The organism is Sphingobacteriales bacterium, from assembly GCA_016699615.1.
Taxonomy (GTDB): domain Bacteria; phylum Bacteroidota; class Bacteroidia; order Chitinophagales; family JADIYW01; genus JADJSS01.
This window is the reverse complement of the sequence record CP064984.1, coordinates 1,792,707-1,818,726: the sequence shown is the minus strand read 5'-3', so window position 1 is coordinate 1,818,726 and position 26,020 is coordinate 1,792,707. Positions and strand designations below refer to the sequence as shown.

The 26,020-nt window shown below is 29.6% G+C and carries 28 protein-coding genes, 1 tRNA gene and 1 pseudogene; 24 read left to right on the top strand and 6 right to left on the bottom strand.

The genetic code is table 11. The features are described 5' to 3' along the window. Positions 1-13: 13 nt before the first annotated feature. The 3 genes from IPK18_08615 to IPK18_08605 form a co-directional block, all read right to left on the bottom strand. Positions 14-1,216, bottom strand: coding sequence for an IS256 family transposase (locus tag IPK18_08615; GenBank protein QQR96968.1), 1,203 nt, complete (start codon positions 1,214-1,216; stop codon positions 14-16). Between the two features lie 129 nt (positions 1,217-1,345). Beyond that, positions 1,346-1,816 carry a 6,7-dimethyl-8-ribityllumazine synthase gene (locus IPK18_08610; GenBank protein QQR96967.1) on the bottom strand — a complete coding sequence of 157 codons (471 nt, stop codon included), beginning with the start codon at positions 1,814-1,816 and terminating at the stop codon, positions 1,346-1,348. A 28-nt stretch (positions 1,817-1,844) separates the two neighbouring features. After that, positions 1,845-2,525, bottom strand: coding sequence for a tetratricopeptide repeat protein (locus IPK18_08605; protein ID QQR96966.1), 681 nt, complete (start codon positions 2,523-2,525; stop codon positions 1,845-1,847). A gap of 84 nt (positions 2,526-2,609) precedes the next feature. Here IPK18_08605 and IPK18_08600 point away from each other — a divergent pair, with 84 nt between their 5' ends. The 15 genes and pseudogenes from IPK18_08600 (at position 2,610) to IPK18_08530 (ending at position 16,601) form a co-directional block, all read left to right on the top strand. After that, complete coding sequence (locus IPK18_08600; protein QQR96965.1) at positions 2,610-3,707, top strand: DNA replication/repair protein RecF; 1,098 nt, start codon at positions 2,610-2,612, stop codon at positions 3,705-3,707. A gap of 4 nt (positions 3,708-3,711) precedes the next feature. After that, complete coding sequence (locus IPK18_08595; protein ID QQR96964.1) at positions 3,712-4,002, top strand: DUF721 domain-containing protein; 291 nt, start codon at positions 3,712-3,714, stop codon at positions 4,000-4,002. A gap of 59 nt (positions 4,003-4,061) precedes the next feature. Next, positions 4,062-4,382 (top strand): thioredoxin, encoded by a 321-nt coding sequence (gene trxA / locus IPK18_08590; protein ID QQR96963.1) that lies wholly within the window; start codon positions 4,062-4,064, stop codon positions 4,380-4,382. Positions 4,383-4,537: 155 nt separating this feature from the next. Continuing rightward, entirely contained in the window at positions 4,538-5,530 is a 993-nt protein-coding gene (locus tag IPK18_08585; protein QQR96962.1) for a MoxR family ATPase, read from the top strand. Positions 5,531-5,592: 62 nt separating this feature from the next. After that, entirely contained in the window at positions 5,593-6,456 is an 864-nt protein-coding gene (locus tag IPK18_08580) for a DUF58 domain-containing protein (protein QQR96961.1), read from the top strand. A 71-nt stretch (positions 6,457-6,527) separates the two neighbouring features. Further along, complete coding sequence (locus tag IPK18_08575) at positions 6,528-7,445, top strand: hypothetical protein (protein QQR96960.1); 918 nt, start codon at positions 6,528-6,530, stop codon at positions 7,443-7,445. Between the two features lie 13 nt (positions 7,446-7,458). Then, the gene (locus tag IPK18_08570; protein QQR96959.1) at positions 7,459-8,466 is read left to right on the top strand and encodes a VWA domain-containing protein; all 1,008 of its coding nucleotides are present in this window, start codon (positions 7,459-7,461) and stop codon (positions 8,464-8,466) included. Beyond that, entirely contained in the window at positions 8,466-9,464 is a 999-nt protein-coding gene (locus IPK18_08565; protein QQR96958.1) for a VWA domain-containing protein, read from the top strand. Before IPK18_08570 ends, IPK18_08565 begins: the two co-directional genes overlap by 1 nt. Beyond that, positions 9,461-10,222 carry a tetratricopeptide repeat protein gene (locus IPK18_08560; protein QQR96957.1) on the top strand — a complete coding sequence of 254 codons (762 nt, stop codon included), beginning with the start codon at positions 9,461-9,463 and terminating at the stop codon, positions 10,220-10,222. The genes IPK18_08565 and IPK18_08560 overlap by 4 nt, the downstream gene beginning before the upstream one ends. Before the next feature lie 227 nt (positions 10,223-10,449). Next, positions 10,450-12,612: a peptidylprolyl isomerase gene (locus tag IPK18_08555; protein QQR96956.1), complete on the top strand. Its 2,163-nt coding sequence runs from the start codon at positions 10,450-10,452 to the stop codon at positions 12,610-12,612. Between the two features lie 72 nt (positions 12,613-12,684). Continuing rightward, positions 12,685-13,185, top strand: coding sequence for a DUF2480 family protein (locus IPK18_08550; protein QQR96955.1), 501 nt, complete (start codon positions 12,685-12,687; stop codon positions 13,183-13,185). 1 nt (position 13,186) lies between these two features. After that, positions 13,187-14,110, top strand: a complete 924-nt coding sequence (locus tag IPK18_08545) for a lytic transglycosylase domain-containing protein (protein ID QQR96954.1) — start codon at positions 13,187-13,189, stop codon at positions 14,108-14,110. 57 nt (positions 14,111-14,167) lie between these two features. Beyond that, positions 14,168-14,503 (top strand): hypothetical protein, encoded by a 336-nt coding sequence (locus IPK18_08540; GenBank protein ID QQR96953.1) that lies wholly within the window; start codon positions 14,168-14,170, stop codon positions 14,501-14,503. Then, positions 14,463-15,426: pseudogene (locus IPK18_08535) on the top strand (transposase). Before IPK18_08540 ends, IPK18_08535 begins: the two are co-directional and overlap by 41 nt. 179 nt (positions 15,427-15,605) lie before the next feature. Next, a complete protein-coding gene (locus IPK18_08530) occupies positions 15,606-16,601 on the top strand; it encodes a hypothetical protein (protein QQR96952.1) in 996 nt (331 codons plus the stop codon). Position 16,602: 1 nt separating this feature from the next. Here the strand turns inward: IPK18_08530 and IPK18_08525 are convergent, their stop codons facing one another. Next, the gene (locus tag IPK18_08525; protein QQR96951.1) at positions 16,603-17,703 is read right to left on the bottom strand and encodes a glycosyltransferase family 4 protein; all 1,101 of its coding nucleotides are present in this window, start codon (positions 17,701-17,703) and stop codon (positions 16,603-16,605) included. Positions 17,704-17,738: 35 nt separating this feature from the next. On the opposite strand from IPK18_08525, the gene IPK18_08520 reads away from it, so the two are divergent. Further along, positions 17,739-18,047: a DUF4286 family protein gene (locus IPK18_08520; GenBank protein QQR96950.1), complete on the top strand. Its 309-nt coding sequence runs from the start codon at positions 17,739-17,741 to the stop codon at positions 18,045-18,047. 2 nt (positions 18,048-18,049) lie between these two features. Here IPK18_08520 and gap read toward each other — a convergent pair whose 3' ends face one another. After that, entirely contained in the window at positions 18,050-19,051 is a 1,002-nt protein-coding gene (gene gap / locus IPK18_08515; GenBank protein QQR96949.1) for a type I glyceraldehyde-3-phosphate dehydrogenase, read from the bottom strand. A 112-nt stretch (positions 19,052-19,163) separates the two neighbouring features. On the opposite strand from gap, the gene IPK18_08510 reads away from it, so the two are divergent. From IPK18_08510 to IPK18_08475, 8 genes are all read left to right on the top strand, one after another. Then, positions 19,164-19,235 (top strand) — tRNA-Glu (locus tag IPK18_08510). A 166-nt stretch (positions 19,236-19,401) separates the two neighbouring features. Next, on the top strand, positions 19,402-20,478 hold the full coding sequence (locus IPK18_08505) for a site-specific integrase (protein ID QQR96948.1): 1,077 nt from the start codon (positions 19,402-19,404) through the stop codon (positions 20,476-20,478). After that, positions 20,475-21,215: a Fic family protein gene (locus tag IPK18_08500; protein QQR96947.1), complete on the top strand. Its 741-nt coding sequence runs from the start codon at positions 20,475-20,477 to the stop codon at positions 21,213-21,215. Before IPK18_08505 ends, IPK18_08500 begins: the two co-directional genes overlap by 4 nt. Before the next feature lie 7 nt (positions 21,216-21,222). After that, entirely contained in the window at positions 21,223-22,182 is a 960-nt protein-coding gene (locus IPK18_08495) for a hypothetical protein (protein ID QQR96946.1), read from the top strand. A gap of 196 nt (positions 22,183-22,378) precedes the next feature. Then, complete coding sequence (locus tag IPK18_08490) at positions 22,379-22,627, top strand: helix-turn-helix domain-containing protein (GenBank protein ID QQR96945.1); 249 nt, start codon at positions 22,379-22,381, stop codon at positions 22,625-22,627. Beyond that, positions 22,624-23,094, top strand: a complete 471-nt coding sequence (locus tag IPK18_08485; GenBank protein QQR96944.1) for a hypothetical protein — start codon at positions 22,624-22,626, stop codon at positions 23,092-23,094. Before IPK18_08490 ends, IPK18_08485 begins: the two co-directional genes overlap by 4 nt. A 64-nt stretch (positions 23,095-23,158) precedes the next feature. Further along, positions 23,159-24,100, top strand: a complete 942-nt coding sequence (locus tag IPK18_08480) for a hypothetical protein (protein ID QQR96943.1) — start codon at positions 23,159-23,161, stop codon at positions 24,098-24,100. A 30-nt stretch (positions 24,101-24,130) separates the two neighbouring features. Next, positions 24,131-24,412 carry a hypothetical protein gene (locus IPK18_08475; protein QQR96942.1) on the top strand — a complete coding sequence of 94 codons (282 nt, stop codon included), beginning with the start codon at positions 24,131-24,133 and terminating at the stop codon, positions 24,410-24,412. Positions 24,413-24,747: 335 nt separating this feature from the next. Here the strand turns inward: IPK18_08475 and IPK18_08470 are convergent, their stop codons facing one another. Next, positions 24,748-26,013, bottom strand: a complete 1,266-nt coding sequence (locus tag IPK18_08470) for an efflux RND transporter periplasmic adaptor subunit (GenBank protein ID QQR96941.1) — start codon at positions 26,011-26,013, stop codon at positions 24,748-24,750. Positions 26,014-26,020: the final 7 nt, after the last annotated feature.

Here is a 26,020-nt window from a genome sequence, read left to right as displayed (position 1 = left end):
AAATTGAAAGAGTTTAGATTTTAATTCTGTGTTCAAATATAATGATAAATTGGTTTAAAATAAGTCCCCAGTTTTGAATTGGCATTGACCACTTTTTCGTTGCTTCTCTTAGGGCTAAAAATACAGATTTTAATACTGCATCATCTGTTGGAAAGGACATCTTATTATTGGTATATTTTCTGATTTTCCCATTCAGGTTTTCAATTAAATTCGTGGTATAAATGATTTTACGGATTTCTAAAGGAAAATCAAAAAATACAGTTAATTCATCCCAGTTATCTTTCCATGATTTGATAGCATAGGCATATTTACTTTCCCATTTCTGGGCAAAATCATTTAGTGCTTGCTGTGCAGCTTGTTTATTGGGTGCTGTATAAATATGCTTCATATCGGCAGTAAACTCCTTTCTATCTTTCCAAACAACATATTTACAAGCATTTCTAATCTGATGCACCACACATATTTGGGTTTGTGACTGTGGGAAAACACTGCGTATAGTTTGCGTAAATCCATTAAGATTATCTGTGGCTGTAATTAAGATATCATCTACACCACGAGCTTTTAGGTCTGTCAATACACTCATCCAAAAGCTACTACTCTCACTCTTACCCAGCCACATACCAAGCACTTCTTTCTTACCTTCTCGGTTCAATCCTACTGCTAAATAGATGGTTTTATTGATTACTTTGGAGTTCTCTCTGACTTTAAATACAATACCATCCATCCAAACAATAAGATATAAACTATCCAATGGTCGGTTTTGCCAATTCACTACTTCTGACGATATAGCATTGGTTATACGTGATATGGTAGATGTTGAAATGTCAAAATCATACATTTCCTTAATTTGTTCTTCAATATCACTAACACTCATTCCTTTGGCATAAAAAGAGATAATTATATTTTCTAATCCATCAATGATATTATGCCGTTTGGGTACTAGAATTGGATCAAAGCTACCTTCTCTATCTCTAGGAACTTTGATAATATCTTCTCCAAAAGAAGTTTTTATCTTCTTTGTTCCATGACCGTTGCGGTAATTTCCAGATGTGCTTGTTTGATGTTTCTCATTATCCAAATGCTCATCTAATTCTGCTTCGAGCATATGTTCTACAGCTCGTTTGTGCATTGTTTTAAAGAATGAACTTAGTTCTGTTCCATTCTTAAAGGATTTGTAAAATTCCTTGTCGTTTAATAATTTTTCTTTGTCAATCATAACTATGTAAATTTATTGGTTTGAAAATATTATTTCTAAAAATATTATGACCATTTTGAGGTGGTCAAAATTTTTAGAATAAATTTTCAACTTACACAGTTCGTGAAATACTACCTTAAGAAACCTATTTTAATTCATCATTTTTAATGCTGTGATGGCAGCTTCTGTTCCTTTATTTCCATGTTTGCCACCAGCTCTGTCTAATGCTTGAACTTCTGTATTTGGTGTAAGTACGCCAAAAATAAATGGCATATTATATTGCAAATTTAATTGTTGTAGTGCATGTGCTACTGAGCTATTAATATATACATCATGGTCAGTTTCTCCTTTGATAACGCAACCTATACATATTACAGCATCTTGTCCTTTTGTTGCCAACTGTTTTGCTGCATAAGGCAACTCAAATGTTCCAGGCACAAAACGAATATCAATATCTTGTATATCAACTTCAAATTCCAATAAAGTTTCTACACATGCTTTTAATAAGCTGAAAGTAATTTGTTTGTTCCACTCAGACACAGCAATGCCAACTTTTTTTCCTTTTCCTGAAGGAACTTTTTCTACATCATAGTTGGATAAATTTTGTAATGCTGATGCCATTAAACACTATTTAATACTACTATTAAGATTATTTTACTTCTTGCTCTAATTTTCCAATAGCTAATTCAGCTGCTTGTCCTTCTTGAGAATTTGGATAATCTTTATTCAATTTTTGGTACAAAGCAAGTGCTTCGTCTTTTTTTCCTGTAATATCTAATGCTAATGCTGCACGATACATATATGTAGGTGCTGTTAATTCATTATCAATTTCAATTGCTTTTTTATAATTGTCAATTGCTTTTTCCATTTGTTTTTGCTCTGCATAAGCATCACCTAAGCAACCATATTTTCTTGCGCTTAATATTGGATCATCTGTTTTAAAATCTTCAAGATATTTCTCAGCTTCTGCAAATTTTCCTAAATTTAAATTACAAACGCCTGCATAAAATCTTGCTGAATTTCCTGCAGCTGTGCCACCAAAATCTTTTACTATGCTTTCAAAACCTTTTACATTGCCAGAACCTTTTAGTGCTAATGCAAAAGAATCTTGTGCAAATAAGTATTGTGCCATATAGATAGCATCTTTTGCTTTTTCTTCTTTTGGTCCTTTAATATAATTTTTATAGATAAAAGCACCAGCAAATAGTATAACAATTGCAGCTGAACTTCCTAATATTATATGTTTATATTGCTCAAAGTAATGATTTAGATTATCCAAAAAATCATTGATTTGTTCTGTAGGTTCTTTATGACTTTTTTGCGTAGACATTGTATTATAACATTTTAGAACCGCAAAAGTACAATTTATTTACTAAATCCAATATATTTTTAATTATTTTGTCGCAAATTTAATATGCTCTCCTTCACACAACATATTTCTAAAATAGTAATTGAGAATTTCAAACAGTACCACCAATGTGCTTTTGACTTGCATCAGAAACTAAATATCATTACTGGGAAAAATGGTGTTGGAAAGACTAATTTACTAGATGCCATCTATTATTCTTGTTTTTTAAAAAGTAATTTTAGCTCATCAGATTTGTTGGTTTATCATTTTTCACATCAGGCTATCCAGCTAAATACATATATTAATATAGATGAAAAAATTGATAGAATTAAAATCAATAATCTAAAAGATCAAAAAAAGCAAATTTCATTAAATGACATTCAGATTGATAGACAAACAGAAATTGCAAGTAGGTATCCAATTATTTTTATTGAGCCAAACGACCAAGAAATAATATTAGGCACTGCAGAAATAAGACGTAAATTAATAGATGCAACACTTTCTTTGAGTAATCCAGCACATCTTACAAAATCAACTGAATACCAAAGAATTATAAAACAAAAGAACTCATTATTAAAATTATTACAAACGCAAACACGTATTGACGAAGCTTTATTAGATATTTATAATCAACAACTTATTACACTCAATACTTATATTTTTGAAAATAGAAGTCATTTTTTAGAACAATTTAATACCATTTTTAAGCAATACCATAAAAATATTTTTGATGGTGAAGAAAATGTGTTTATACAATATGAATCAAAGTTTATCAATCAAGATATTAAAGCATTTTTAATTGGAAAGAAACAAGAAGAGATAAATGCTCAGAAAACATTATATGGCATTCATACTGATGATATTACATTCAATCTAAACGATTATCCTGCTAAAAAAATTGCTTCGCAAGGACAGCAAAAAACCATTGTGCTTGCAACAAAACTTGCACAATACGAATACATTAAGCTAAAAACACAAAAAAAACCAATTCTATTTTTAGATGATATCTTTGACAAATTAGATATGGAAAGAATAAAATCATTATTAAGCTTGGTTTATCAAGATAATTTTGGACAAATATTTATTACCTACACTGATGCGAACAGAATATTGAGTATCTTAGAGCAACTGAAAATAAATGATTACAAACATATAGTACTATAACAAATTGAAAACAGGAAATTTTAGCACATTGAAAGATATTTTGGATGACATGATCCAAGAGATGAGAATTGGAAGCAAGCTCAATGAGATAAAAGTGAAAAAAATTTGGTACGAACAAATGCAAGGCATCATAGCCAAACACACCAAAAGAATTGTTTTAAGCAACAGAAAATTATATGTACAAATTGACTCAGCAGTCATAAAACAAGAGTTATTTATGGCAAGAGAGAAAATATGTCAGATAATCAATGACAAAATGGGCGAAAAAATAATTGAAGAAGTAATTATTAACTAATTTCTTAACTTTGGAACTTTATTTGATAGAATTTGTTTAAAAATATAAAATACTAAGTTATGGCAAAAGAATTAACAAACGAGAACTTTAACGCATCAATTATAGAAAATAGTGGTGTAGCATTGGTAGATTTTTGGGCTGAATGGTGTGGACCATGTAAACTAATTGGACCAGTAATCGAAGAATTATCAACAGAATATGATGGAAAGGCAACCATAGGAAAATTGAACGTGGATGACAACAGAGATGTTGCAGCTCAATATGGCATCATGAGTATCCCAACTTTATTATTTTTTAAAGGTGGTGAGTTAGTAGACAAACATGTTGGTTTAGCATCAAAATCAGACCTAAAAAAGAAATTAGATAGCTTAATAGCTTAATTTTCAATGTAAATATTTAGAATAAAGTTGGTTCCTAGTAGCCAACTTTTTTTATTATTTCAATATATATAACATAATTAGCTAACTTTTTTTAACTATAAACTAAGACAGATATACAACATACAATTTTATTTTTGTGTTTCTCAATATATATTATGGAATCTATCGACATTAAAGCATTAAATGAAAAAATTCAGCAAGACAGCATTTTCCTTGATTTGCTAAATTCTGAAGTATCCAAATCTATCATAGGACAAAAATATATGATAGAAAGATTACTGATTGGATTGCTAACACAAGGGCATATTTTGCTAGAAGGCGTACCTGGACTTGCAAAAACCTTAGCTATAAAATCATTGTCTGATGCAATTAGCACACAATTTAGTCGTATACAATTTACACCAGATTTGTTGCCAGCAGACATTTTAGGCACCATGATTTACAACCAAGCAAAAGGAAATTTTGAAGTAAGAAAAGGCCCAATTTTTTCAAACTTCATCTTAGCTGACGAAATCAATAGAGCACCAGCAAAAGTACAAAGTGCTTTACTGCAAGCAATGCAAGAAAAATCTGTAACAATTGGCGATCATGTATATAAACTTGAAGAACCATTTTTAGTAATGGCAACACAAAATCCAATTGAACAAGAAGGTACTTACAATTTGCCTGAAGCACAAGTAGACAGATTTATGCTAAAAGTAAAAATTGGCTATCCAGAATTTGAGGAAGAAAGACAAATCATTAGACAAAATGTACAAGGCAGCTCACCTAAGATAATGCCAGTAATAAAACCAGAAGAAATACTAAGAGCTAGAGAAACTGTGCGTGCTGTGTACATGGACGAAAAAATAGAAAAATATATTTTAGATATTGTTTTTGCAACAAGAAATCCGGCAAACTATAAATTAGACAATCTACAAAATCTTATCAGCTATGGTGCTTCGCCACGTGCAAGTATAAGTATGGCTATGGCTGCAAAAGCATACGCATTCATAAAAAAACGTGGTTATGTAATTCCAGAAGACATTCGTGCTATTTGCACTGATGTACTAAGACACAGAATAGGCATTACCTATGAAGCAGAAGCTGAAAATATTTTCCAAGAAGATATTATACAAACAATTATCAACAAAGTAGAAGTGCCTTAACAGTGTTTTACAACAACAAAACAAGGAACATCTATAAAATTAATAACTAAAAATTCTATTTTTTGGAAACATCTGAATTACTAAAGAAAGTTAGAAAAATTGAAATCAAAACAAAAGGTTTGAGCAATCATATTTTTTCTGGTGAGTATCATAGTAAATTCAAAGGCAGAGGAATGTCTTTTTCAGAAGTTAGAGAATATCAATATGGTGATGATATTAGAAATATTGATTGGAATGTGACTGCAAGATTCCAAACACCATATGTGAAAGTATTTGAAGAAGAAAGAGAACTTACTGTAATGCTTTTGGTTGACGTAAGTCAATCAACTTTTATAGGCACACTCAATCAAACAAAAAGAGAGATGATTGCTGAATTGTGTGCCATTATCGCATTTTCGGCTATCAATAACAATGATAAGGTTGGATTAGCATTCTTCACCAATAAAACAGAATTATTTCTTCCACCAAAAAAAGGCAAGCAACAAATACTAAGAATTATTAGAGAATTATTGCAATATTCTTCTGAAAACAAAACCACAGACATTGCAAATACATTAGAAGGATTTAATAATAAGATGAAGAAAAAGGCAATAGTATTTGTGCTTTCAGATTTCTTAAATGATGGATATTTTGAACAACTATCGCATTTGGCAAAAAAACATGATGTGATTGGAATAAAAATAAATGACACACTAGATGAGCAAATACCAAATGTTGGTCTAATTCAAATCTATGATGTAGAAAAACAAACACATATTTGGATAGATAGTAATGACAAATCTTGGGCAGCCACATACCAACAATCTTATCAAGATTTACAAAAATATTTTGAGCAAAGTTTTGGAAGAGCTGGCGCAGATAAACTAATACTTAAAAGCAATCAACCATATGTTAGTGCATTAATGAATTTCTTTAAAAAAAGATAAATCGCTTGAATAAAACTATACACATACTACAATTAAAAAAAACCAAAAACTACAGCATTAGAATCTTTAGTTTGATACTATTACTTTTTACTTTCAACAATATTGTTGCACAACAAGCATCAGCATTTGCTAAAAAGAAAAATTACTTAATTGGAGATTGGGTACCTATTGATATTACAGTTTCTGTTGAAAAAGATACACGTATATTTTTTCCTGATTTTAATAAAAAAGATTCTACCAAAAGTACAAACATTGAAGTTGTTAATGCATCAAGTATTGATACAATAAAAGAAGGTACAAATTATAGATATCATCAATTAGTAAATTTTATTTGTTTTGATACTGGAAAAATATTATTTGAACCAATTCCAATTCTTGTAATACAAAAAGACAAAACAGACACAATCTACACAGACGCAGTGCTTGTTCATGTTGCTGGCGTAGCTATTGATACTACAAAAGATATCAAAGCAATAAAACCACCTTTAAAAGTTCCATATACTTTTAAAGAAATTGCACCTTACCTATTATTACTTTTTGCTATCATCATTATTGCTATTGCTGCATTTCTATTTTATAGAAAAATACAGAGAGATAAAATGCCTAAAGATTTAAAATATATTTTGCCACCACATATTTGGGCATTGCAAGAGCTTGATAAGATAAAGCAACAAAAACTTTGGCAAAATGGTAATGTAAAATTGTATTATTCGCAACTATCAGATGTGCTTAGAAGTTACATAGAACTTAGGTTTAAACTTCCTGCAATGGAACAAACAACCGAAGAAATAATGACATCATTGCACAAAGGTGTAGTTAAACAAAAACTAAAAGAACCATTACACCAATTTTTATCAATGAGTGATTTTGTAAAATTTGCAAAAGCACAACCTGACTTAAATGACAATGAGAATGCAATACATATTATCCAAGATTTTATCAATCAAACCAAACCATTAGAAAAAGAACAAACAGAGAAACCAAAATAACAACAAGATTAAAATGGGTAATTTACTAACATATCAATTTGCGCAACCACAGTATTTTATTTTACTGTTGCTTGTTCCATTTATGATATATTGGTATTTCTTTAGAAAAAAGAACCATTTTGCAAGTTTTTATGTACCCAATATTGATGCAAAATTATTCCATCAACAATCATTAAAAACTAAACTCAATTATTTTTTACCAATTCTAAAAATATTGTCTGTAATATTTGCCATTATTGCTTTAGCAAGACCACAAAGTAGCTTATCAGACAAAGAAATAAATTCTGAAGGTATTGATATTGTATTGTCATTAGACATATCAGGAAGTATGCTTGCGAGAGATTTTAAGCCTGATAGATTGGAAGCAGCCAAAAAAATCTCTATGCAATTTATTCAAGAAAGAAAAAATGACAGAATAGGTTTGGTTGTATTCTCAGGAGAAAGTTTTACGCAATGTCCAATAACGATTGACCATCAAATATTGCTCAATTTATTTAAAAATATAAAAAGTGGCATGGTAGAAGATGGCACAGCAATAGGCATGGGCTTAGCTACAGCAGTTGCACGACTAAAAGATAGTCAATCAAAATCAAAAGTTATTATTTTAATGACTGATGGCATCAACAACATGGGTTACATAGATCCAGAAAGTGCCATAAAAATTGCACAAAGTTATGGCATTAGAGTATATACAATTGGCGTTGGCAAAAATGGTACTGCTCCATATCCAGTAAAAGACCAAAAAGGAAATACTTTCTATCAAAATTTTCCTGTGGAAATAGATGAAGTATTGCTCAAAAAAATAGCACAGCAAACTGGTGGTGTATATTATAGAGCAACAAACAACAACAAACTTAGAGATGTATATGATGCAATTAATAAATTAGAAAAATCTAAAATAAAAATTGCCAACTACAATATGAAAGCAGAAAGATTTCATTTCTTTTTATTCATAGCATTGTTTTGCCTAGCACTTGAATTTATATTGAGAAACACTTATCTAAAAACCATTGTAAATTAATGCTACAGTTTGCCCAAATAAAATTTCTATATCTACTTTGCTTAATTCCAATAAGCTTTGCAATATATTTCTATTGGCATTCCAAAAAAGAAAAACTACTAAAAAACTTAGCAGATAAAAGAATAATAAATACGTTGTTGCCAGAAAGAAGTGTGCAACGTACACACCTAAAATTTGCATTATATCTAATTACATTATTATGTTTTATTCTAGCATTGGCGCAACCTCAATTAGGCACAAAAGAAGAAAAAATAAAACGCAAAGGTATTGATATAGTTATTGCATTGGATTTATCAAGAAGTATGTTAGCTCAAGATATTGCGCCCAATCGTCTACAAAAATCAAAATTACTAATTCAAGAATTATTAAAAAATTTAGATGGAGACAGAGTTGGACTTGTCATATTTGCTGGTGCTGCATACACACAAATGCCATTGACAGTTGATTACTCATCTATGTTGTTGTATTTAAAATCGTTAAATACAAATAGCGTACCTACACAAGGTACAGCAATAGCTGAGGCATTCAACCAATCTGCTGCATTGTTTGATGAAAAACAAAGAAAATACAAAGCAATTATTTTAATCACAGATGGAGAAGACCATCAAGAAGATGCAATAGATGCTGCGCAAAACTTAGCTACTGATGGTGTGAGAATTTTCACAATTGGCGCAGGAACTAAAACTGGTGCAAAAATCCCAATTTCCAATCAGCAAAATACTGTTACATACAAAAAAGATGCAGAAGGCAATGATATTGTAACTAAACTAAACGAAGATATTTTGCAAGCTTTGGCAAAAGCTGGAAATGGAAATTATTACAATTTAGACAACTCAAAATTGGTGGCTAAACTTTTATCAAAAGATATTGCCAAAATAGAAACTAAAACCATTAATGATAAAGTATTTACTAATTTCGTTGAACAATATCAATATTTTTTGGTTTTAGGTTTATTGGTACTTTTTATTAATATATTTATACCATACAAAAAAAGATGAGGAAGTATTTTGACAAAATAAGAACATTTGCCAAAAAGAATAAAACACTTTTAATCGTAGTTTTTGTATTAAAGACTATCATTAAAATTGGAATATTATTAGTAATTTTTTTAAGACCTAAAGACTCAGCTGCACAAAGTACCAATTCATTAATAAGAAGTGGCAATAAATCTTATGACCAACAAAAATACAACCAAGCAACAGATAAGTACACAGCAGCATTGAGCAAAGAGCCAAATAATGAGAAAGCAATTTTCAACCAAGCAAATGCAATGTACCAACTAGGCGAATATGAAAAAGCTGCATCTTATTTTGATGCAATAAGCAAACAAACTAAAAACTTAGATGTAAAATCAAAAGCATATCACAATCTTGGTAATACATTCTACAAACAATCTCAGTTTGAAAAAAGTGTACAAGCCTACAAAGAAGCACTAAAAATAAATCCATCTGACAAAGACACCAAATATAATTTGATGATGGCAATGGCAAAACTGAAAGACGACCAACAGCAACAACAAAAGCAAGACCAGAAAAAACAACAAGAAAACAAGCAGAATCAGCAACAAAATCAGCAATCAGCTCAAGACAAAAATAAAGCTCAGCAACAAAAAGAACAAGAGCAACAAGGAAAAATGAGCAACGAAGAGGCACAACGTCTGCTGGAAGCCTTGGAAAATGAAGAAGGCAAAACACAACAAAAACTGCAACAACAGCAAGGCAATGGCAAAAAAACCAAAGTTGCCAAAGATTGGTAAGATTTTACAAACGACAGTAGTTCACACATCAGATACTGTACACATTTTACAGAATGTATGCTATTAAGTATTTTATTTTTACACAAAATCCATATCCTATTGATTTTTAACAGCTTGAATAAGTTTCATAAAAATATTTTTGTATAGGAAAATATAATTTTTACACATACTTATTATTAAAATTCCCAAATTTCTATTATTTTTGCAACTCTTTAAAAAACAATAGAATGGCAGTTATAGGCAAAATCAGACAACGTTCATGGATGTTATTTTCATTCCTTGCAATAGCATTATTTATTTTTATTATACAATCAGCTTTAGAAACACCGTCAAATATATTTTCTGGTGGCAAAAAAGATAGCGTTGGTAAAATAGATGGAAACAATGTTTCTGCATCAGAATTTTCTGAAAAAATTACAGAATATGAAGAAGGATTAAAACTTATCAATCCAAATATCCAATTGAATGATGAGCTTCGTGCCCAAATCAATGATGAAGTATGGAATAATGTTGCAAAAGAAGCATTGTTAGACAAGCACTTAAAACAACTAGGCATTGGAATTACAACTAAAGAAGTTGGTGAATTAATGTGGGGACAAAATGCACATCCATTAGCAAGAAATTTTTGGCAACAAGTTGGTGCAATCAATGCACAAACAGGACAAATTGATGAAACAAAAGCTAGAGATTTTATTAAAAACATAGATAAAAATGACCCAAAAGGTGAAAATAATCTAAGAGCTACAATTGAGCAAATTGAAAAATTAATAAAAGAAGAAACAATAAAAACAAAATATACTGATTTAATCTCTAAATCATATTACATGCCTGCTTTCTTTACAAAAGAAGTAGTTAATTCTTCAAGAGAAGCAGTAACTAGTGTTTTATCAATACCTTTTACTAGCTTAGCTGATGACAAATACAAAATTTCTGATGCAGATATTACTAAATATATCAACGACAATCCAGCTAAATTCAATCAAGAAGCAAGCAGAACTTTAGATATCGTAGTATTTGACATTATTCCAACTGCTGAAGATTCATTAGAAAGAAAATCTAAATTAGAAAAACTAAGAGCTGAATATCTTACAATCACAGACAAATCAAAAGATACAGCTTTCTTAGAAAGAAATTCTATCCAAGGTGAGCAAATTACATTCTTCTCTAAAAAAGATTTAGCAAATACAGGAAGAGATGTAGAAAATTTATTTACATTACCAGTTGGTACACTTACTGATATCTATGTTACAAATGGTAGCTATGTTTTTACAAAAATAATTGACAGAAAAGTAGCACCAGATAGTGTACGTGCAGCTCATATCTTATTATCATTAGGCAACAGAACAGATGCTGAAATAGCAGCTGCAAATAAAAAAGCAGATAGCTTAATAGCATTAGCTTCTTCTGGAAAAGCTAGATTTGGTGACTTAGCAAACCAAAACTCAATAGATGATAATTCAAAAATTAAAGGTGGTGATTTAGGCTATTTTACAAAAAATACAATGGTTAAAGAATTTAATGATGAAGTATTCTTTAAAGGAATGGCGCCAGGACAAATTGCAAAAGTTGAATCACAATTTGGTCTACACATTATCTTATTATTAGACACAAGAAATCCGCAAGTACTTACAAAATTTGCAGATATTATTGAGCCAATCAGACCAAGCAAAAACACGGATAAAGATGTTTATGCTGATGCTACTGCATTCTTCCAAAACAACAATACAGTAGACAAATTCAACAAAGCATTAAAAACAGAAAAAGCATTTAAAAACATCATTGTTACATCAAATGCAAATAACATACAAAATGTAGGTGCAGCAAGAGAAGTTGTAAGATGGGCATTTGAAACAGATAAAATCAATGAGATTAAGTTCTTCGATTTATCAGAAAAATTTGCAGTAGTAAAATTGAATAAAATCTCAGAAAAAGGTTTAGCACAAGTTGATGATGTAAGAGCAGAAGTATCTTTAATCTTAATCAAAGAGAAAAAAGCAGAAGAATTAGCAAAACAATTAGAAAAAGCTAAAGCAGGAAAAACAAACTTAGCAAGTATTGCATCTAGCTTAAAAGACGCAACAATAGATGATTCAATCAGAGTTACATTCACATCAGGATATACAAAATTTGGAAGCGAGCCAAAGCTTGCTGGTGCAGTGTTTGGTACTAAAGAAAATTCAGTATCAAAAGTAATTAAAGGAAATGAAGGTGTGTATTTAGTACAACCATCAACTATACAAAAAGAATCTCCAAACTTAAAAGTAGAAGAACTTGGTGCATACCAAAAACAAATGCAACAAATGGCAGGTTCAAGAATTAATTATCAAGAAATTATTGAATCTATCATTGATAAAGCAAACATCAGCGATAAAAGATATAGTTACTTTTAATCTTACTATTTAGGTTTTTTAAGAATTGCATATAGTAATTATAAACTATATTGTAACAAATCTTTTCTTTACATGGAAATCATCAACAAAGTTGCAGAAAGTGGCATCATTACACTTGATTTGGAACAATTTTATCCAAAAGAAGAGATTGCTGAATTTGACATCAAACAGTATCTATTCAAAGAATTAATACTAAAAGAAATAGAATTTAGACAAGCACTAAAAACTATTGATTGGTCTCAATATCAAAACAAAATCGTTACAATATTTTGTTCATCAGATGCCATTTTGCCACAATGGTCATTTATGCTAATCACACAATATCTTGTACCATATACACCAAAAATATATTTTGGAAATAAAGAAAAAGTGGAACAAGATTTGTACTTAGAAAATATTAAACAATTAGACACTACAATTTATATAGACCAACGTGTAGTAATAAAAGGTTGTAGTAATAAGAAAAACTTAGATGCAGCTTTTGTCGAAATTTCTAAACTATTGATACCAAAAGTAAAAAGCTTATTTTTTGGTGAACCATGCTCAACTGTACCTATTTATAAAAAGAAATAATATGAAGAAAAACAAAATAATAATTGCAAGCACAACACTACTATTAGCTACTATTTTAATGAGTAGCAATAATGCATCAACTAAAATTTTCAAGTATTTTAATTTAGGTTCAAACAAAGAACTCACAACAGGCATAGAATCATTACATATACAAGCACCAAAACTACCATCAAGTATTTCATTTGCTGGCGAGCAAGTGCCACTCAATGATTGGGAAGTTAGAGAAAGACTAGATAGAGAATTAGTTGTAAATTGTAATTTACATTCATCAACGATTTTTTTAATAAAAAAAGCAAATCGTTTTTTCCCAACTATTGAAAAAATATTAGCAGAAAATAATATTCCAGATGATTTTAAATATTTGTGCATGGCAGAAAGTGGCTTAGACAATGTAGTTTCGCCTTCAGGTGCATCTGGTTTTTGGCAATTTATGCGTGGCACAGCACCAAGCTATGGTTTATTCATTAGTACAGAAATTGATGAAAGATATAATTTAGAAAAAGCAACGCTTGCAGCATGCAAATATTTGCTAGAGGCAAAAAATACAACTGGTTCTTGGGCTGCTGCTGCTGCTGGCTACAATATGGGCATTGTTGGTATACAAAACCAAATTAACAAACAAGGCAGTAGCAATTACTATGATTTATATCTAAACTCAGAAACCAGCAGATACTTATCTAGAATTATTGCGTTGAAAACAATTTATGAAAATCAAAATAATTATGGTTTTTATTTAGATAAAGATGATTTGTATCCAGTACTTGCAACAAAAGAAATTGAAGTAAATGGCAGTGAAGATTGGTACAATTTTGCTAAAAACAACAACACATCTTACAAAATGATAAGAAAACTAAATCCATGGATTCGTGAGCCAAAACTCATAAACAAGGAAAAAAGAACTTATTTTGTAAGTATTCCAAAATAAAATTATCAAAAGATAACTTTTGTAAAATAAATCATTATATTTAGTTAATGATTTATTATGAACAAATTTACATACATTACCCTATTATCAATTTTAATATTTGTTGCTTGTAGAAAGGAAAGCACAAATGCTCGTATACAAAAAGCACAAAAGCCAATTGATGCTGTTTTAGATACCTTTCGTATGAATCAAATACAATGCATTGGTTCTCACAATAGTTATAGAATAAAAACAGATCCAGATATTTTTAGACAATGTGGTCAGAAATGGAGCAAAAAACTATCTTTTAAGTCAATAACCACGGTTGTTATGAGCAATATCATTGAAACTGTTTTCAATGATATTATCTTAGATAATGAAAAATCTAAAAAAATGCCAAGTTTGTGGCTCTAATAACTTCCATAAAAAGGGAATAAGAAATGGTAAACAGCGCTATCAATGTTCCAATTGTTGTGCCTATTTTACAATTAAAAATAATGGTGTAACACTCAATAATCAGTTTATATGGTTTAAGAAATGGATAATAGAAAGACAGGTTTATAAGTATCTGATTAGAGATAGTGGTATGTCTCAAAGTAGTATTCAGCGACTGTTTAATAAGTATCTAAAATCAGCACCGACAGTAGCTATCCGTAGTAAATCTAAAGTACATTTACTTATAGATGGTAGTTATTTTAGCAATGGGTTGTGTTTGATATTGTATTACGATCATGACATGAGATATGTTCAATTATATAGAGAAACCAATCAAGAAAAATATAAAGAAATTAAGGAGGATTTAGAAAATTTGAAGAAGTTAGGTGTCGATGTTTATAGTATTAAATGTGATGGTCATAAAGCAATATTAAAAGCAATTAGAAAGGTTTTCCTAATGCTGTTATACAACGTTGCTTAGTACATATAAAACGTCAAACACGTAATTATTTAAGCGCTCAACCCAAAACAATACAAGCACAAGAGTTACTTCAATTATCTAACAAAATCACATCTATTAAATCAATAGAACAGAGTGCTTATTGGTTAGTCGAGTTTAAAATATGGTATGATAAAAGCATGCTTTTTATTAACGAACAATCATATAAAGAAGACACAAAAGATATTGGTATACACAAAGTTAAATCGCTTGTAGTCTAATTATCAATGCTATACCAGATATGTTCTCTTATTTAGATGATGCAGAAATACCTTATACAACCAATAGATTAGAAAATTATTTTACACATCTAAAAGAAAAACTAACGTTGCACAGAGGTTTAAGATTTGAAGCAAAGAAGAATTTTATAAAATGGTATTTACATCTTAAAAATAATCCGTAATGAGTTTTCTTAGCCATAATGTTTTGCCGATATAAGAAAAATGACAGCCATTACTGACTGTCATCTATCGTATAAACATCTATCTTATTGCTGGTAGGTTGCTCTCCAGCAGAGCCTACTTCCTCTTCAAATAGATATATAAAATTAAAACTAATTTATATCTAAAAAAAGCTCCATTTTTGACCACATTACCTATTTTTAATTTTGTCAATACATTTCTTTCTTTTCTGCCAAATGACTTAAATCCAAAAGATTGGGATTACACACATATGCCAATTATTGACCAATTAAATTTAGGACTGCGTAATTTTGAGTTGGATATCTTTAATGATCCACAAGGTGGAAGATTCTATAATAGATTGGGCAATGTTTTGGTAGGCAAAAATATAGCTTCTGGAGTTGATGCATTAAGGCAGCCAGGCATGAAAATCATACATATTCCAGATGTAGATTACAATACCCATTATTTTACATTCAAAGACGCATTAAAAGATATAAAAAATTGGAGTCTACAAAATCCAACTCACCTACCTATTATTATTTTACTTGAAGATAAAGAAACTTCAGTAGGCAATATTATTCCAGTCTTTACCAAAGCACTTCCTTTTGATGAAGCTGCTGTAAATGCTGTTGACCAAGAAATAAAAGATATTTTTGGTAATGATAATCAATTATTCAAACCAGATGATTTGAGAAAATCATATCCAAATTTAATAACAGCCATACAAAATGAAGGTTGGCCAATGATAAAAGATATGCGTGGGAAAATTATGATTGTTTTTTATAGTAATAGCAATTACACAAAAAATCATCCAAACCTTGAAGGCAGAATGATGTTTCAATTTGCTGCAAAAAATAGCAACAATGGTGCTTTTGTACAAGTTGATAAAAGTGAAAAGCTCAGTGAGATTGCAAGTGCAGTAAATAGTGGTGCCATTGTACGTACACGTAGCGAAGAAAATACCAATGCAGCACGCAACAATACAACAACTGGCAGAGATAATGCATTTAATAGTGGTGCACAAATAATTTCTACAGATTATTATATTCCAGACAATAGAGCAGGAACTGCTGGTTGGTCTTATTATCAAACTATTTTTTCTAATAATAATTATGCGAGAATGAATGTACTAAATGCACCTGCTGAACATCAGAAAAAAGAAATTACAGAATAATTTATATATAATTTTTAATTAAATGACAAAACTGCATTGCACTTTTATCCCAATTAAAATCTACAAATCTTTTTTTGGCGTTTGATTTTAAATTATTATACAAAATCTTATCATCTACAATTCTCTCCATTTGTTTTGATATTGCTTCAACATCATTGGATGGTGCATAAATGGCAGCATCTTTCGCTATCTCAGGCAAGGCACTGTTATCACTACAAATAATTGGCAATCCAAATTGCATGGCTTCTACCAATGGTATTCCAAAACCTTCAAAATGACTTAGAAATGTTAGACAATAAGCATCTTGTAATAATTGTATTTTTGTTTGCTCATCAATTTTTTCATACCAAATAATGTCATCTTTTATTGCAGATTCTTTGATGTAATGATGCAAAGACTGATTAAACCAAGCATTTCTACCAACAATAGCTAACTTAATATCATTCTTGTTTTTTTGTTTAAATAGCTCAAATGCTTTAATCAAGTTCAACACATTTTTTCGTGGATGCACTGCACCAATAAATAAAAAATATGGCGATTCTATTTTTCTGTCACTTTGTACATTACTATCTTCAACAATTGAGCTAGCATTGTAAATTACTTCAATTTTATTTTCATCAACATTAAAGCATCTAATGATATCTTGCTTAGAAAATTCGGATACAGTAATTATTCTATCTGCTTTTTCTAAAAACAATGGTGTGTAGTGATGCATATATTGATAGTGCAACTTTGGTGTCCATGTTTTGTTATGTTCAAATGCAATATCATGTACACAAACAATTTGAGGCAAATCAGTATTTAAAGAACAATAACCATCAAAGGAAATGAATAAATCAATCTTATCTTTTTTAAGTTGTTTGGGTAAGGTATAATCAAACCAAATCTTCCACAATATTGGATGCCTTGCAGATGGATATACTATTCTTGGAATGACATTATTTGCATAAATAAATTTATTATCATATTTTCTATCAAAATAAAAATAAAAAGCATGATTGGGCATTAACGAAGCTAGTCTTTTGCATATTTGATGTGTGAATACACCAATACCTTCTAAATTTTGGTTTAATAAAAATCTTGCATTTATTCCAATATGCATGCTCAAAAGTATAGATATTTTTTAATTTTGTCAGTATGTATTTATACAACACTACTTTTAAAGTTGAATTAAGCTTAACGAATGATTTTATATATTTTATTCATGAAGAAATAAAACCAAAAATATATGCTTTTGATGATGTGATAGGTGTACACTTTTTAGAACTTCTAAATGTAGATGCATCTGATGGCAATACTTATTGTTTGCAAATTAACTTCACAGATGTCACAGCTTGCAACCAATATGTACTTGGTTACAAAAATGAATTATTCCAACAAATATATAAAAGATACCAAGACAAAGTATTGCACTTTAGTAGTGTATTAAAATCTGTAGAACTATAAATTTATTGCTTTGCTACTTTTTCAACCATTTCTGCTAATCTATTAGCATAACCATATTCATTATCATACCATCCAACAATCTTATACATATTGCCAACTTTTTGTGTTAGTCCAGCATCAAAAATACAAGAATATGGATTGTGAATAATATCACTTGAGACAATTGGATCTTCAGTATATTGCAATATGCCAGCCAAGTTTGTGCTTGTCGCTTGTTTAAACGCGAGATTTATTTCTTCAATGCTTATGTCTTTTTCTAATGTACAATAAAGTTCAGTATTTGAACCAACAATGACTGGAACGCGCATTGCACCACCAATAATTTTTCCTTTCAATTCTGGCATTACCCATTCTAGTGCTTTATTCGCATTAGATGTTGTTGGCACTATATTTTGTGCTGCTGCTCTTGCTCTTCTAAAATCAGTAGGATGAATTGTATCGTGTAGTTTTTGGTCGCCTGTGTAAGCATGCACCGTATTCATAATGCCATTTACAATTCCAAAATTTTCGTGTAATACTTTTGCCATTGGTGCCAAACAGTTTGTAGTACATGATGCATTAGAAATAACATTGTCTTCTGGTAGTATATCATTATCATTAATACCTAAAACAATAGTTTTTACTGTACTATCAGCAGGAGCAGATATCACTACTTTTTTAGCACCAGATTTAATATGTTCTTCTAATTGTGTTCTATTTCTATATCTTCCGCTACATTCTATAACCACATCAACACCATATTCTTTCCATGGCAAACTACTAATTTCTCCAACTGATGTTGAGTTAATTATTTTATCATCGATATAAAATTTGTCCTCAATTTCTTTGATGTCTTTTTCCCAACGTCCTTGAGCTGTATCGTACTTTAGTAGATACACTAAAGCATCATTAGGTGCAATATCATTTATAGCTACAATATCTACATTATTTCTATCAAACAAAATTTGGAATACTAATCTGCCTATTCTTCCTAATCCATTAATTGCAATTTTTGGTTTACTCATCACGCTATTTTTTTTAAAAATAGATAGAATTAATAATTTAGCAAAATAAAAAATAATTAAGGTATTGTATAATTTGAAATTTGATGCTATATTTGCACTCACTTTAGAGAACGGCCCGTTCGTCTAGGGGTCAGGACAGGAGATTTTCATTCTTCAAACAGGGGTTCGATTCCCCTACGGGCTACAAAACAACCTTTATAACTCCTTGAATTTCAGGGAGTTTTTTATTTACTATCATTAGCGAGTAACAAGGGAGTAACAAACATTGTAAAAGTAACAACAAACATAAGTTAAACAAAAACAAACTAAGGGAGTAACATTTTATTATATTTGTATCAAAATCAAACCTTATGGCTGTTGCATTAAGAAAAAAAACAAATAAGAATAAAACAATTTCTACATATTATTTAGATATATACAACAACAACAAAAGGAGTTATGAATTTCTGAAAAACTTAAAACATATTGAAAAACCTAAAAATGGACTGGAGCGAGAACAAAACAAAGAGAATGAGAGATTAGCTAAAAAAATAAAAGCCAAAAGGGAACACGAACTTGAAAGCAATAATTATAATGTAGTACCAACATATAAACAGCAAATTGATTTTATAGCATTTTTTGAAGATTTTATAAATAATTATACAAAAGCAGATAAAAGAGTAGTGGAGGCAACCTATTTAAAATTTAAGCAATTTTTAATTGATAGTGAGATAAAAACCCTACACACCAATAATTTAGATGAGAGTTTAGTATATGATTTTAAAAGATATTTAGAGGATAGCTTAAATGGAGAAACTCCAGCAAACTATTTTAAAAAATTCAAATTGCTTATAAAAGCTGGAATGAGAAAGAAGATATTTTTAACCAACCCAGCCCAAGACATAACCATAAAGAGAAATGAGAGTATAAAAAAACAAGTGCTATCTAATGATGATATACAATTATTAGCCTCCACACCTATAACCAACCAAGAGGTAAAAAATGCTTTTTTATTTTCATTATTTACTGGTTTGAGATACAGCGACATAATAAACCTAAAATGGAAAAACATAGATTTTGAAAATGGTTTATTAAGAAAAACCCAGCAAAAAACACAAAATGCAGTTACCATAGAATTACATAAAATAGCAATACAACTTTTAGGAACACCAACAAAAAGTACTGATAACGTTTTTTCTTTGCCCTCACATACAGCGTGTAATAAAAATCTAAAAAATTGGTGCAAAAAAGCTGGAATAAATAAACATATAACTTGGCATTGTGCAAGACATTCTTTTGGAACTAATTTAGTATTTGATGGTGCAGACCTAACTACAACCAGTAGTTTATTAGGGCATAGTAGCCTACGATATACAGAACGCTATGTACACATAGTAAAATCATTAAAAGAAAGAGCAGTTAGTAACCTACCAACTATTAATATATGATAGATAATTTAATAAATGAAATAGCACAGCTTAAAATACAACTTAATGATTTAAGGCATTTGCAAAGCTATAAAATAGCCCAAGCATTAGATATTGAATACACCTATGAAAGCAATAAAATAGAGGGTAACACCTTAACATTACAAGAAACACAATTAGTAATAGAAAAGGGCTTAACTATTGGTGGCAAACCTTTAAAAGAACATTTAGAAGCAACCAACCATTATTATGCTATTGAATTTATAAAACAATTAGTAGAAGATAAAACACCATTTACAGAAACCATACTCTTGCAAATACACCAACTTATTTTACAAGGTATAGACAACCACAACGCTGGTAAATACAGAAATGTACAAGTACTAATAAGTGGAGCAAAACATATACCACCACAACCTTATTTAGTACCTAAGCAAATGGAAAGTTTTTTTATTTGGTATAATGAATATAAAGACAAAATACACCCAGTTGTGTTAAGTGCAGAAATGCACCAACGTTTAGTAACTATACACCCTTTTATTGATGGAAATGGTAGAACGAGTAGGCTACTAATGAATTTAATTTTAATACAAAATGGTTATCCAATAGCTATTCTAAAAGGAGATGTAGCCAGTAGATTAAAATACTATGAATGTTTAGAGATAGCACAAACAGAAAATAATAATAAGCCATTTATAGAATTTATTGCAGAAAATATAAAAAATACAATGAATAGAATTTTAAAAAGCATTAATTAATAAATTTATGAACGATTATGATGGAAAATTTCATAAAAAATTTGTACAACAAAAAATACAAGAGTACAATTTTGAATTTATAGAAAATATGATAAAAAGTAATTGCCTTAATGGAGAAATAGAGCAATTTATAGCAAATGAATTATTATTTATTGAGCAAAAAATAGCAGAAAACATCAATTATGGTTATGGTATTCAACTATTCCAACACCAAAAAAAACAATTATTAGAATATTGTAAATTAAATAATATACCAACCACCAACCAACTCGCACCAATAGAAATACCTTTTTTAAAAAATGAAATTCCTACTTACAATTGGTTTGAAACTGGAAAAACTTATAATAACCACTCTGAATTAAGTGATTATATGCACTATGAGTATTATCTAAAAATACCAAAACATTTAATTGGAATTTCTAATATGTATAGTAAAATAAGTAACATTGAAATATATAAGCAACAAATTAGATTTCTGAATGAAAAAATTATTGAATTTAAAAGCAATTGGAAATATCCAAAAAGAAATGATATTATCTATTTTGATGATTTATGTAAAAATGAAATAGATAAAATAGAACTATACATTAAAGAAATTAATGAGAACGAGTTAGAATTAAATAAGCATATTGAAAATTCAATATTAACCACCAACCAACTCGCACCTCCACAAATAAAATGGCAGGATTTAATAAAATTAGAATTACAAGACCGATTAGTAGAAATTGAAAACAAAATAGAACCAAAAATAAGTAACTGGAAACAAAGAAAAAGTTTAATTGAGTGTGCTGGTTTTTGTCAATTACTATATGATAAAAAATACTTTGTACAAGGTAGTACTAACCAAAAAAGTGTAAATAGTTTTGCATTATGTAAATATGGTACTGATATTACAAATCAACTAAAAACAGCAAAAAAAGATAGTAGAGATATACATAAACAAAAACTAAATAAATACTTCAATTAATAGGTACTGTACGGTACTGTACCCTAAATTTCAACTTCTAATTAAACCAATACCAGCAATAGTTTGCTGGTTTTTTTATTGATAGTACCCTCAAAAAAAGGAAAGTAAAAGCATATTATAAACAAGTTTATTTGCACTTGTAATTACATACAAGCAATGCATTGCTATTTTTTAATAATTCAAAAAAATAGTAGAAATGAATTTAGAACAAAAAGAAGTATTAACACTTACAGAGGTAAGCAGTTATACAGGTTTAAGCAAAAGCCACATCTACAAACTTTGTAGTACTGGAGGCATACCATTTTATAAACCTTTTGGCAAAGTCAATTATTTTGATAGGCTGGAAATTATAAGCTGGTTAAAACAAAACCGAATAGCCACAAACAAAGAACTGGAGAGCCAGGCCTCCACATTTGTAACCCTTAAAAATGGAGGTGCAAAATGATAGGAGGTAAGTTTTTTACAGATTATTACAAAGCAGAATTTTTAAGTGGTGCAAAAAGTAGGTACGATGTAACTTTTAAAACTGGAGCGTATCCACCATTTGAAACACTACTACTCAATAAAAGTAAATTTAATATAGGTGGTTTAAGTTTTAATTATGGTAAATATACCTATGGTAGCAGTAACTCCAAAAGGAAACCTGATATGGCTATTAGTAGAGGTACTCATATAAGTGGAGTTTATATGCCAAACTTACAAAATAAGTTAATTGGATATGGAGATGTAAATAATACCAAAGATGGCTTAATAATGCTATTTAGTGAAGATTACAGCACCATAGAAATATTTATTGCAAGAGGTATGCTAAATGATATTTCAAATTTATATAATGAGGTATATAATGGAGAGTTAGTAAATGAAATTGAATTATTGAGAGTGGAGGCAAAAAATGTATTTAATGGCAAATAATACTTACTTGCTATATCAATACACATTTTGTAACCAAATTAGTTACACTTTATATTATTAGTAGATGGATACCATAGGGCTAATATTAACTAAAGAAAATGCACCAAATACCAGCTTTATGGAGGAAATACCAGCATATTTAACCAGCTTGTACAATAATGGAGATATAGTATATAATTATAACATACCTACCATTAAAGGCAAATTAGGAAACTTTGATGTAAGTATAACCGATGATAGTGTAAAAATTAAAAATGGTAGTTTGCAAAAATTTATAGATAAAAATAATATTAGCCCTTTTGGTTTAAATAGAATAAAACAAGCATTTGAATTATTAGCGGATACGATACACCTACCAATAAACAATGCTAAAGTATTAAATTTTGATTTTGCAAAACCAATAACACTCAAACACGATGTAAGTTTATATTTAAACTATTTTGGAAACCTAAACCATTTTAAAAGATTAGAGCAACCAACTGGAATAAATTATAAAAATGGATATAGAGAGTTATGTATTTACAACAAGATAACAGAATTAAAAAACCATAGAGAGTTTATTCCTCCATTGTATCAAAATGCTAATTTAATAAGATTAGAAATGAGGTATAAAAGAAATTTATGTAAATATTTTAATGTACCAGCAATAACACCCAAAATATTAACCAATGAAGACTTTTACATTAACCTCTGCAATGATTTATACAATAACTATACTAAAATTGATAAACTAAAAACATTTAAAATAGATATGAGTAACATTACAACAAAGGAACAATACAAAAAATTAGGAGTTTTAAAACTTATAGAAGAGCAAGGAGGTAAGTTGGAGGCATTAAAAGGTATTGAGGAACGCTCCAAAAAAGGTATTTTAACAAGGAAACAAAAAGGCGACCTCATAAAATTAATAAATGAATGTAGTCAAATGAAACTCCAAACCATTGAGAGCGAACTAATAACCGAACTCAATCAAAAAGTAAAAGAAAGTATAAAATATTACAGATAAATAATTTCTAAAATAGATAAAAATAGAAATATGAAAGGTAGAAAAATAGGAACTATAAAAACAGGAGGTAGAGCCAAAGGCACACCCAACAAAACAACCAAAGAAATTAAAGAATGTATTGTTAATTTAGTATCTAATAACATTGATTTATTAATTGATGATATAAAACAATTAGAGCCAAAGGATAGAGTATATTTATTAGATAAATTGCTAAAATATGTTTTGCCTCAAAATATAGAAATAAATAATACAGAAAATGATATTAAGAAATTTGTAATTAGAATAAAAAAAAACCAACCTAAAGAAGATTAAACATAATTATTATTAGAATTTTACCAATACCTCTACCCAAAAAGTGGAGGTATTTTTATTGCAAAAATAAAAATACAATTAACTTAAAAATACTGATTTTATTATAGTTTAGCTTACAAAATGGAGTAACAATGGAGTAACAAAAGTTGTAAAAATAAGGGTAAATAAGAACAAAAATTGAAAAAACACAAACACATAATGTATTGATAATCAATTAAAAATACTATACATAGGTATTGGTTTTATTCCCCTACAGGCTACAAAAGGCATCTTCGGATGCCTTTTTTTTATTCCCTTATTTCTAATTATAAAACCTTTTCTCTTGTCTATCTATATCAATGATGGTGTGCTTCGCCTTGGTTGGTCAGTTTTGCATTAACAAAAAACGCTCCTTTTGTTACAATTTCTACATCTTTTGGTATTTCTATTACTGTGGTAATGGCTGTGTATCCTACACTTGAAACACCTTTTATAACTTCTATACGTTCAAAATTTTTTGTTACTTGTTCTTCTTTACTTGAATGCTCATGTGCATGTTCTTCTTCATCATGAGCTTCGTGTGGTTTCTTATCAGTAATCATAAAAATATAGCTCTTGCCTTCAGCATCAACAATGGCATCATTTGGTACTGCTGGTGTTGTAACGTTATTCAAACTTACAATTGCTGAAATATTCATTCCATCTATCAAACCTGCTTTATTACCAAATACAGAACAATGTATGGGAATGGTTTTGCTATCGTTTTCAAATGCTGTACCTATGCTATATATTTTTGCATCATACTCTACAACTGGATTATTGGTAAGTGTAAAATGTATTGTTTGTCCAACTTTAAGTAAAGGCAAATCTTTTTCAAAAACATTTAGGTCTACATGCAAGTGACTGTTGTCTACAATTTCTGCAACTGGCGACGACACATCTACATAGCTTCCAATCTTTGAAAATACATTACTAACTGTTCCATTAATTGGACTTTTTACAGTCAATACTGAACGTAAATTACTATTGCTTACACTACTTGGATTGATGCCCATAAGTTGTATTTGCTGTTGTAAAGATGCTTTTTGTGTGCGCAATGATTTGAGTTCTGCATCTGCACTTTGGAAATTCTTTAATGCGCCTGCATTGCCATCGCTCAATTCTTTTTGGCGAGCCAATTCTTGTTCTGCATAAATTATTTTACTTGTAAGCATCAAATAATTTTCTTGCAATTGTATAAACTGTGGATTGGCAATTGTTGCAATTACTTGTCCACTTTTTACGTTACTACCTACTTGTACATTAATTGTTTTTATAACACCACCATACAATGAAGTTGCGTTTGCTTTATTGTTGTTCGGAACTCTTAGTGCACCATTTGCTTTAAGTGTTGCTGTAAGTTGTTTTTGTTCGATATTGCCTAATTGAATATCTACAGTTTTTATTTGCTCATCTGTGAGTGACACAACGCTTGCTTCTTCGCCGTCTTCATGTGCATTAGTTGTGCTTTCGCTAGTTACATCATGGCTATGTCCATGTTCATCTTCGTGCGAATGTGTGCATGCTATAAATTGCACAACAAAAAGCATAATAATATATTTATATTTTATATTTATTTTCATATTTAAT

Coding starts and splice junctions, on each gene's coding strand:
- IPK18_08485 (QQR96944.1), top strand. CDS start 22,624: ATGATAGGAGGTAAGTTTTTTACAGATTATTACAAAGCAGAATTTTTA.
- IPK18_08615 (QQR96968.1), bottom strand. CDS start 1,216: ATGATTGACAAAGAAAAATTATTAAACGACAAGGAATTTTACAAATCC.
- IPK18_08525 (QQR96951.1), bottom strand. CDS start 17,703: ATGCATATTGGAATAAATGCAAGATTTTTATTAAACCAAAATTTAGAA.
- IPK18_08505 (QQR96948.1), top strand. CDS start 19,402: ATGGCTGTTGCATTAAGAAAAAAAACAAATAAGAATAAAACAATTTCT.
- IPK18_08565 (QQR96958.1), top strand. CDS start 8,466: ATGCTACAGTTTGCCCAAATAAAATTTCTATATCTACTTTGCTTAATT.
- gap (QQR96949.1), bottom strand. CDS start 19,051: ATGAGTAAACCAAAAATTGCAATTAATGGATTAGGAAGAATAGGCAGA.
- IPK18_08475 (QQR96942.1), top strand. CDS start 24,131: ATGAAAGGTAGAAAAATAGGAACTATAAAAACAGGAGGTAGAGCCAAA.
- IPK18_08495 (QQR96946.1), top strand. CDS start 21,223: ATGAACGATTATGATGGAAAATTTCATAAAAAATTTGTACAACAAAAA.
- IPK18_08540 (QQR96953.1), top strand. CDS start 14,168: ATGAACAAATTTACATACATTACCCTATTATCAATTTTAATATTTGTT.
- IPK18_08545 (QQR96954.1), top strand. CDS start 13,187: ATGAAGAAAAACAAAATAATAATTGCAAGCACAACACTACTATTAGCT.
- IPK18_08480 (QQR96943.1), top strand. CDS start 23,159: ATGGATACCATAGGGCTAATATTAACTAAAGAAAATGCACCAAATACC.
- IPK18_08560 (QQR96957.1), top strand. CDS start 9,461: ATGAGGAAGTATTTTGACAAAATAAGAACATTTGCCAAAAAGAATAAA.
- IPK18_08490 (QQR96945.1), top strand. CDS start 22,379: ATGAATTTAGAACAAAAAGAAGTATTAACACTTACAGAGGTAAGCAGT.
- IPK18_08585 (QQR96962.1), top strand. CDS start 4,538: ATGGAATCTATCGACATTAAAGCATTAAATGAAAAAATTCAGCAAGAC.
- IPK18_08610 (QQR96967.1), bottom strand. CDS start 1,816: ATGGCATCAGCATTACAAAATTTATCCAACTATGATGTAGAAAAAGTT.
- IPK18_08550 (QQR96955.1), top strand. CDS start 12,685: ATGGAAATCATCAACAAAGTTGCAGAAAGTGGCATCATTACACTTGAT.
- IPK18_08470 (QQR96941.1), bottom strand. CDS start 26,013: ATGAAAATAAATATAAAATATAAATATATTATTATGCTTTTTGTTGTG.
- IPK18_08570 (QQR96959.1), top strand. CDS start 7,459: ATGGGTAATTTACTAACATATCAATTTGCGCAACCACAGTATTTTATT.
- IPK18_08605 (QQR96966.1), bottom strand. CDS start 2,525: ATGTCTACGCAAAAAAGTCATAAAGAACCTACAGAACAAATCAATGAT.
- IPK18_08500 (QQR96947.1), top strand. CDS start 20,475: ATGATAGATAATTTAATAAATGAAATAGCACAGCTTAAAATACAACTT.
- IPK18_08555 (QQR96956.1), top strand. CDS start 10,450: ATGGCAGTTATAGGCAAAATCAGACAACGTTCATGGATGTTATTTTCA.
- IPK18_08520 (QQR96950.1), top strand. CDS start 17,739: ATGTATTTATACAACACTACTTTTAAAGTTGAATTAAGCTTAACGAAT.
- trxA (QQR96963.1), top strand. CDS start 4,062: ATGGCAAAAGAATTAACAAACGAGAACTTTAACGCATCAATTATAGAA.
- IPK18_08600 (QQR96965.1), top strand. CDS start 2,610: ATGCTCTCCTTCACACAACATATTTCTAAAATAGTAATTGAGAATTTC.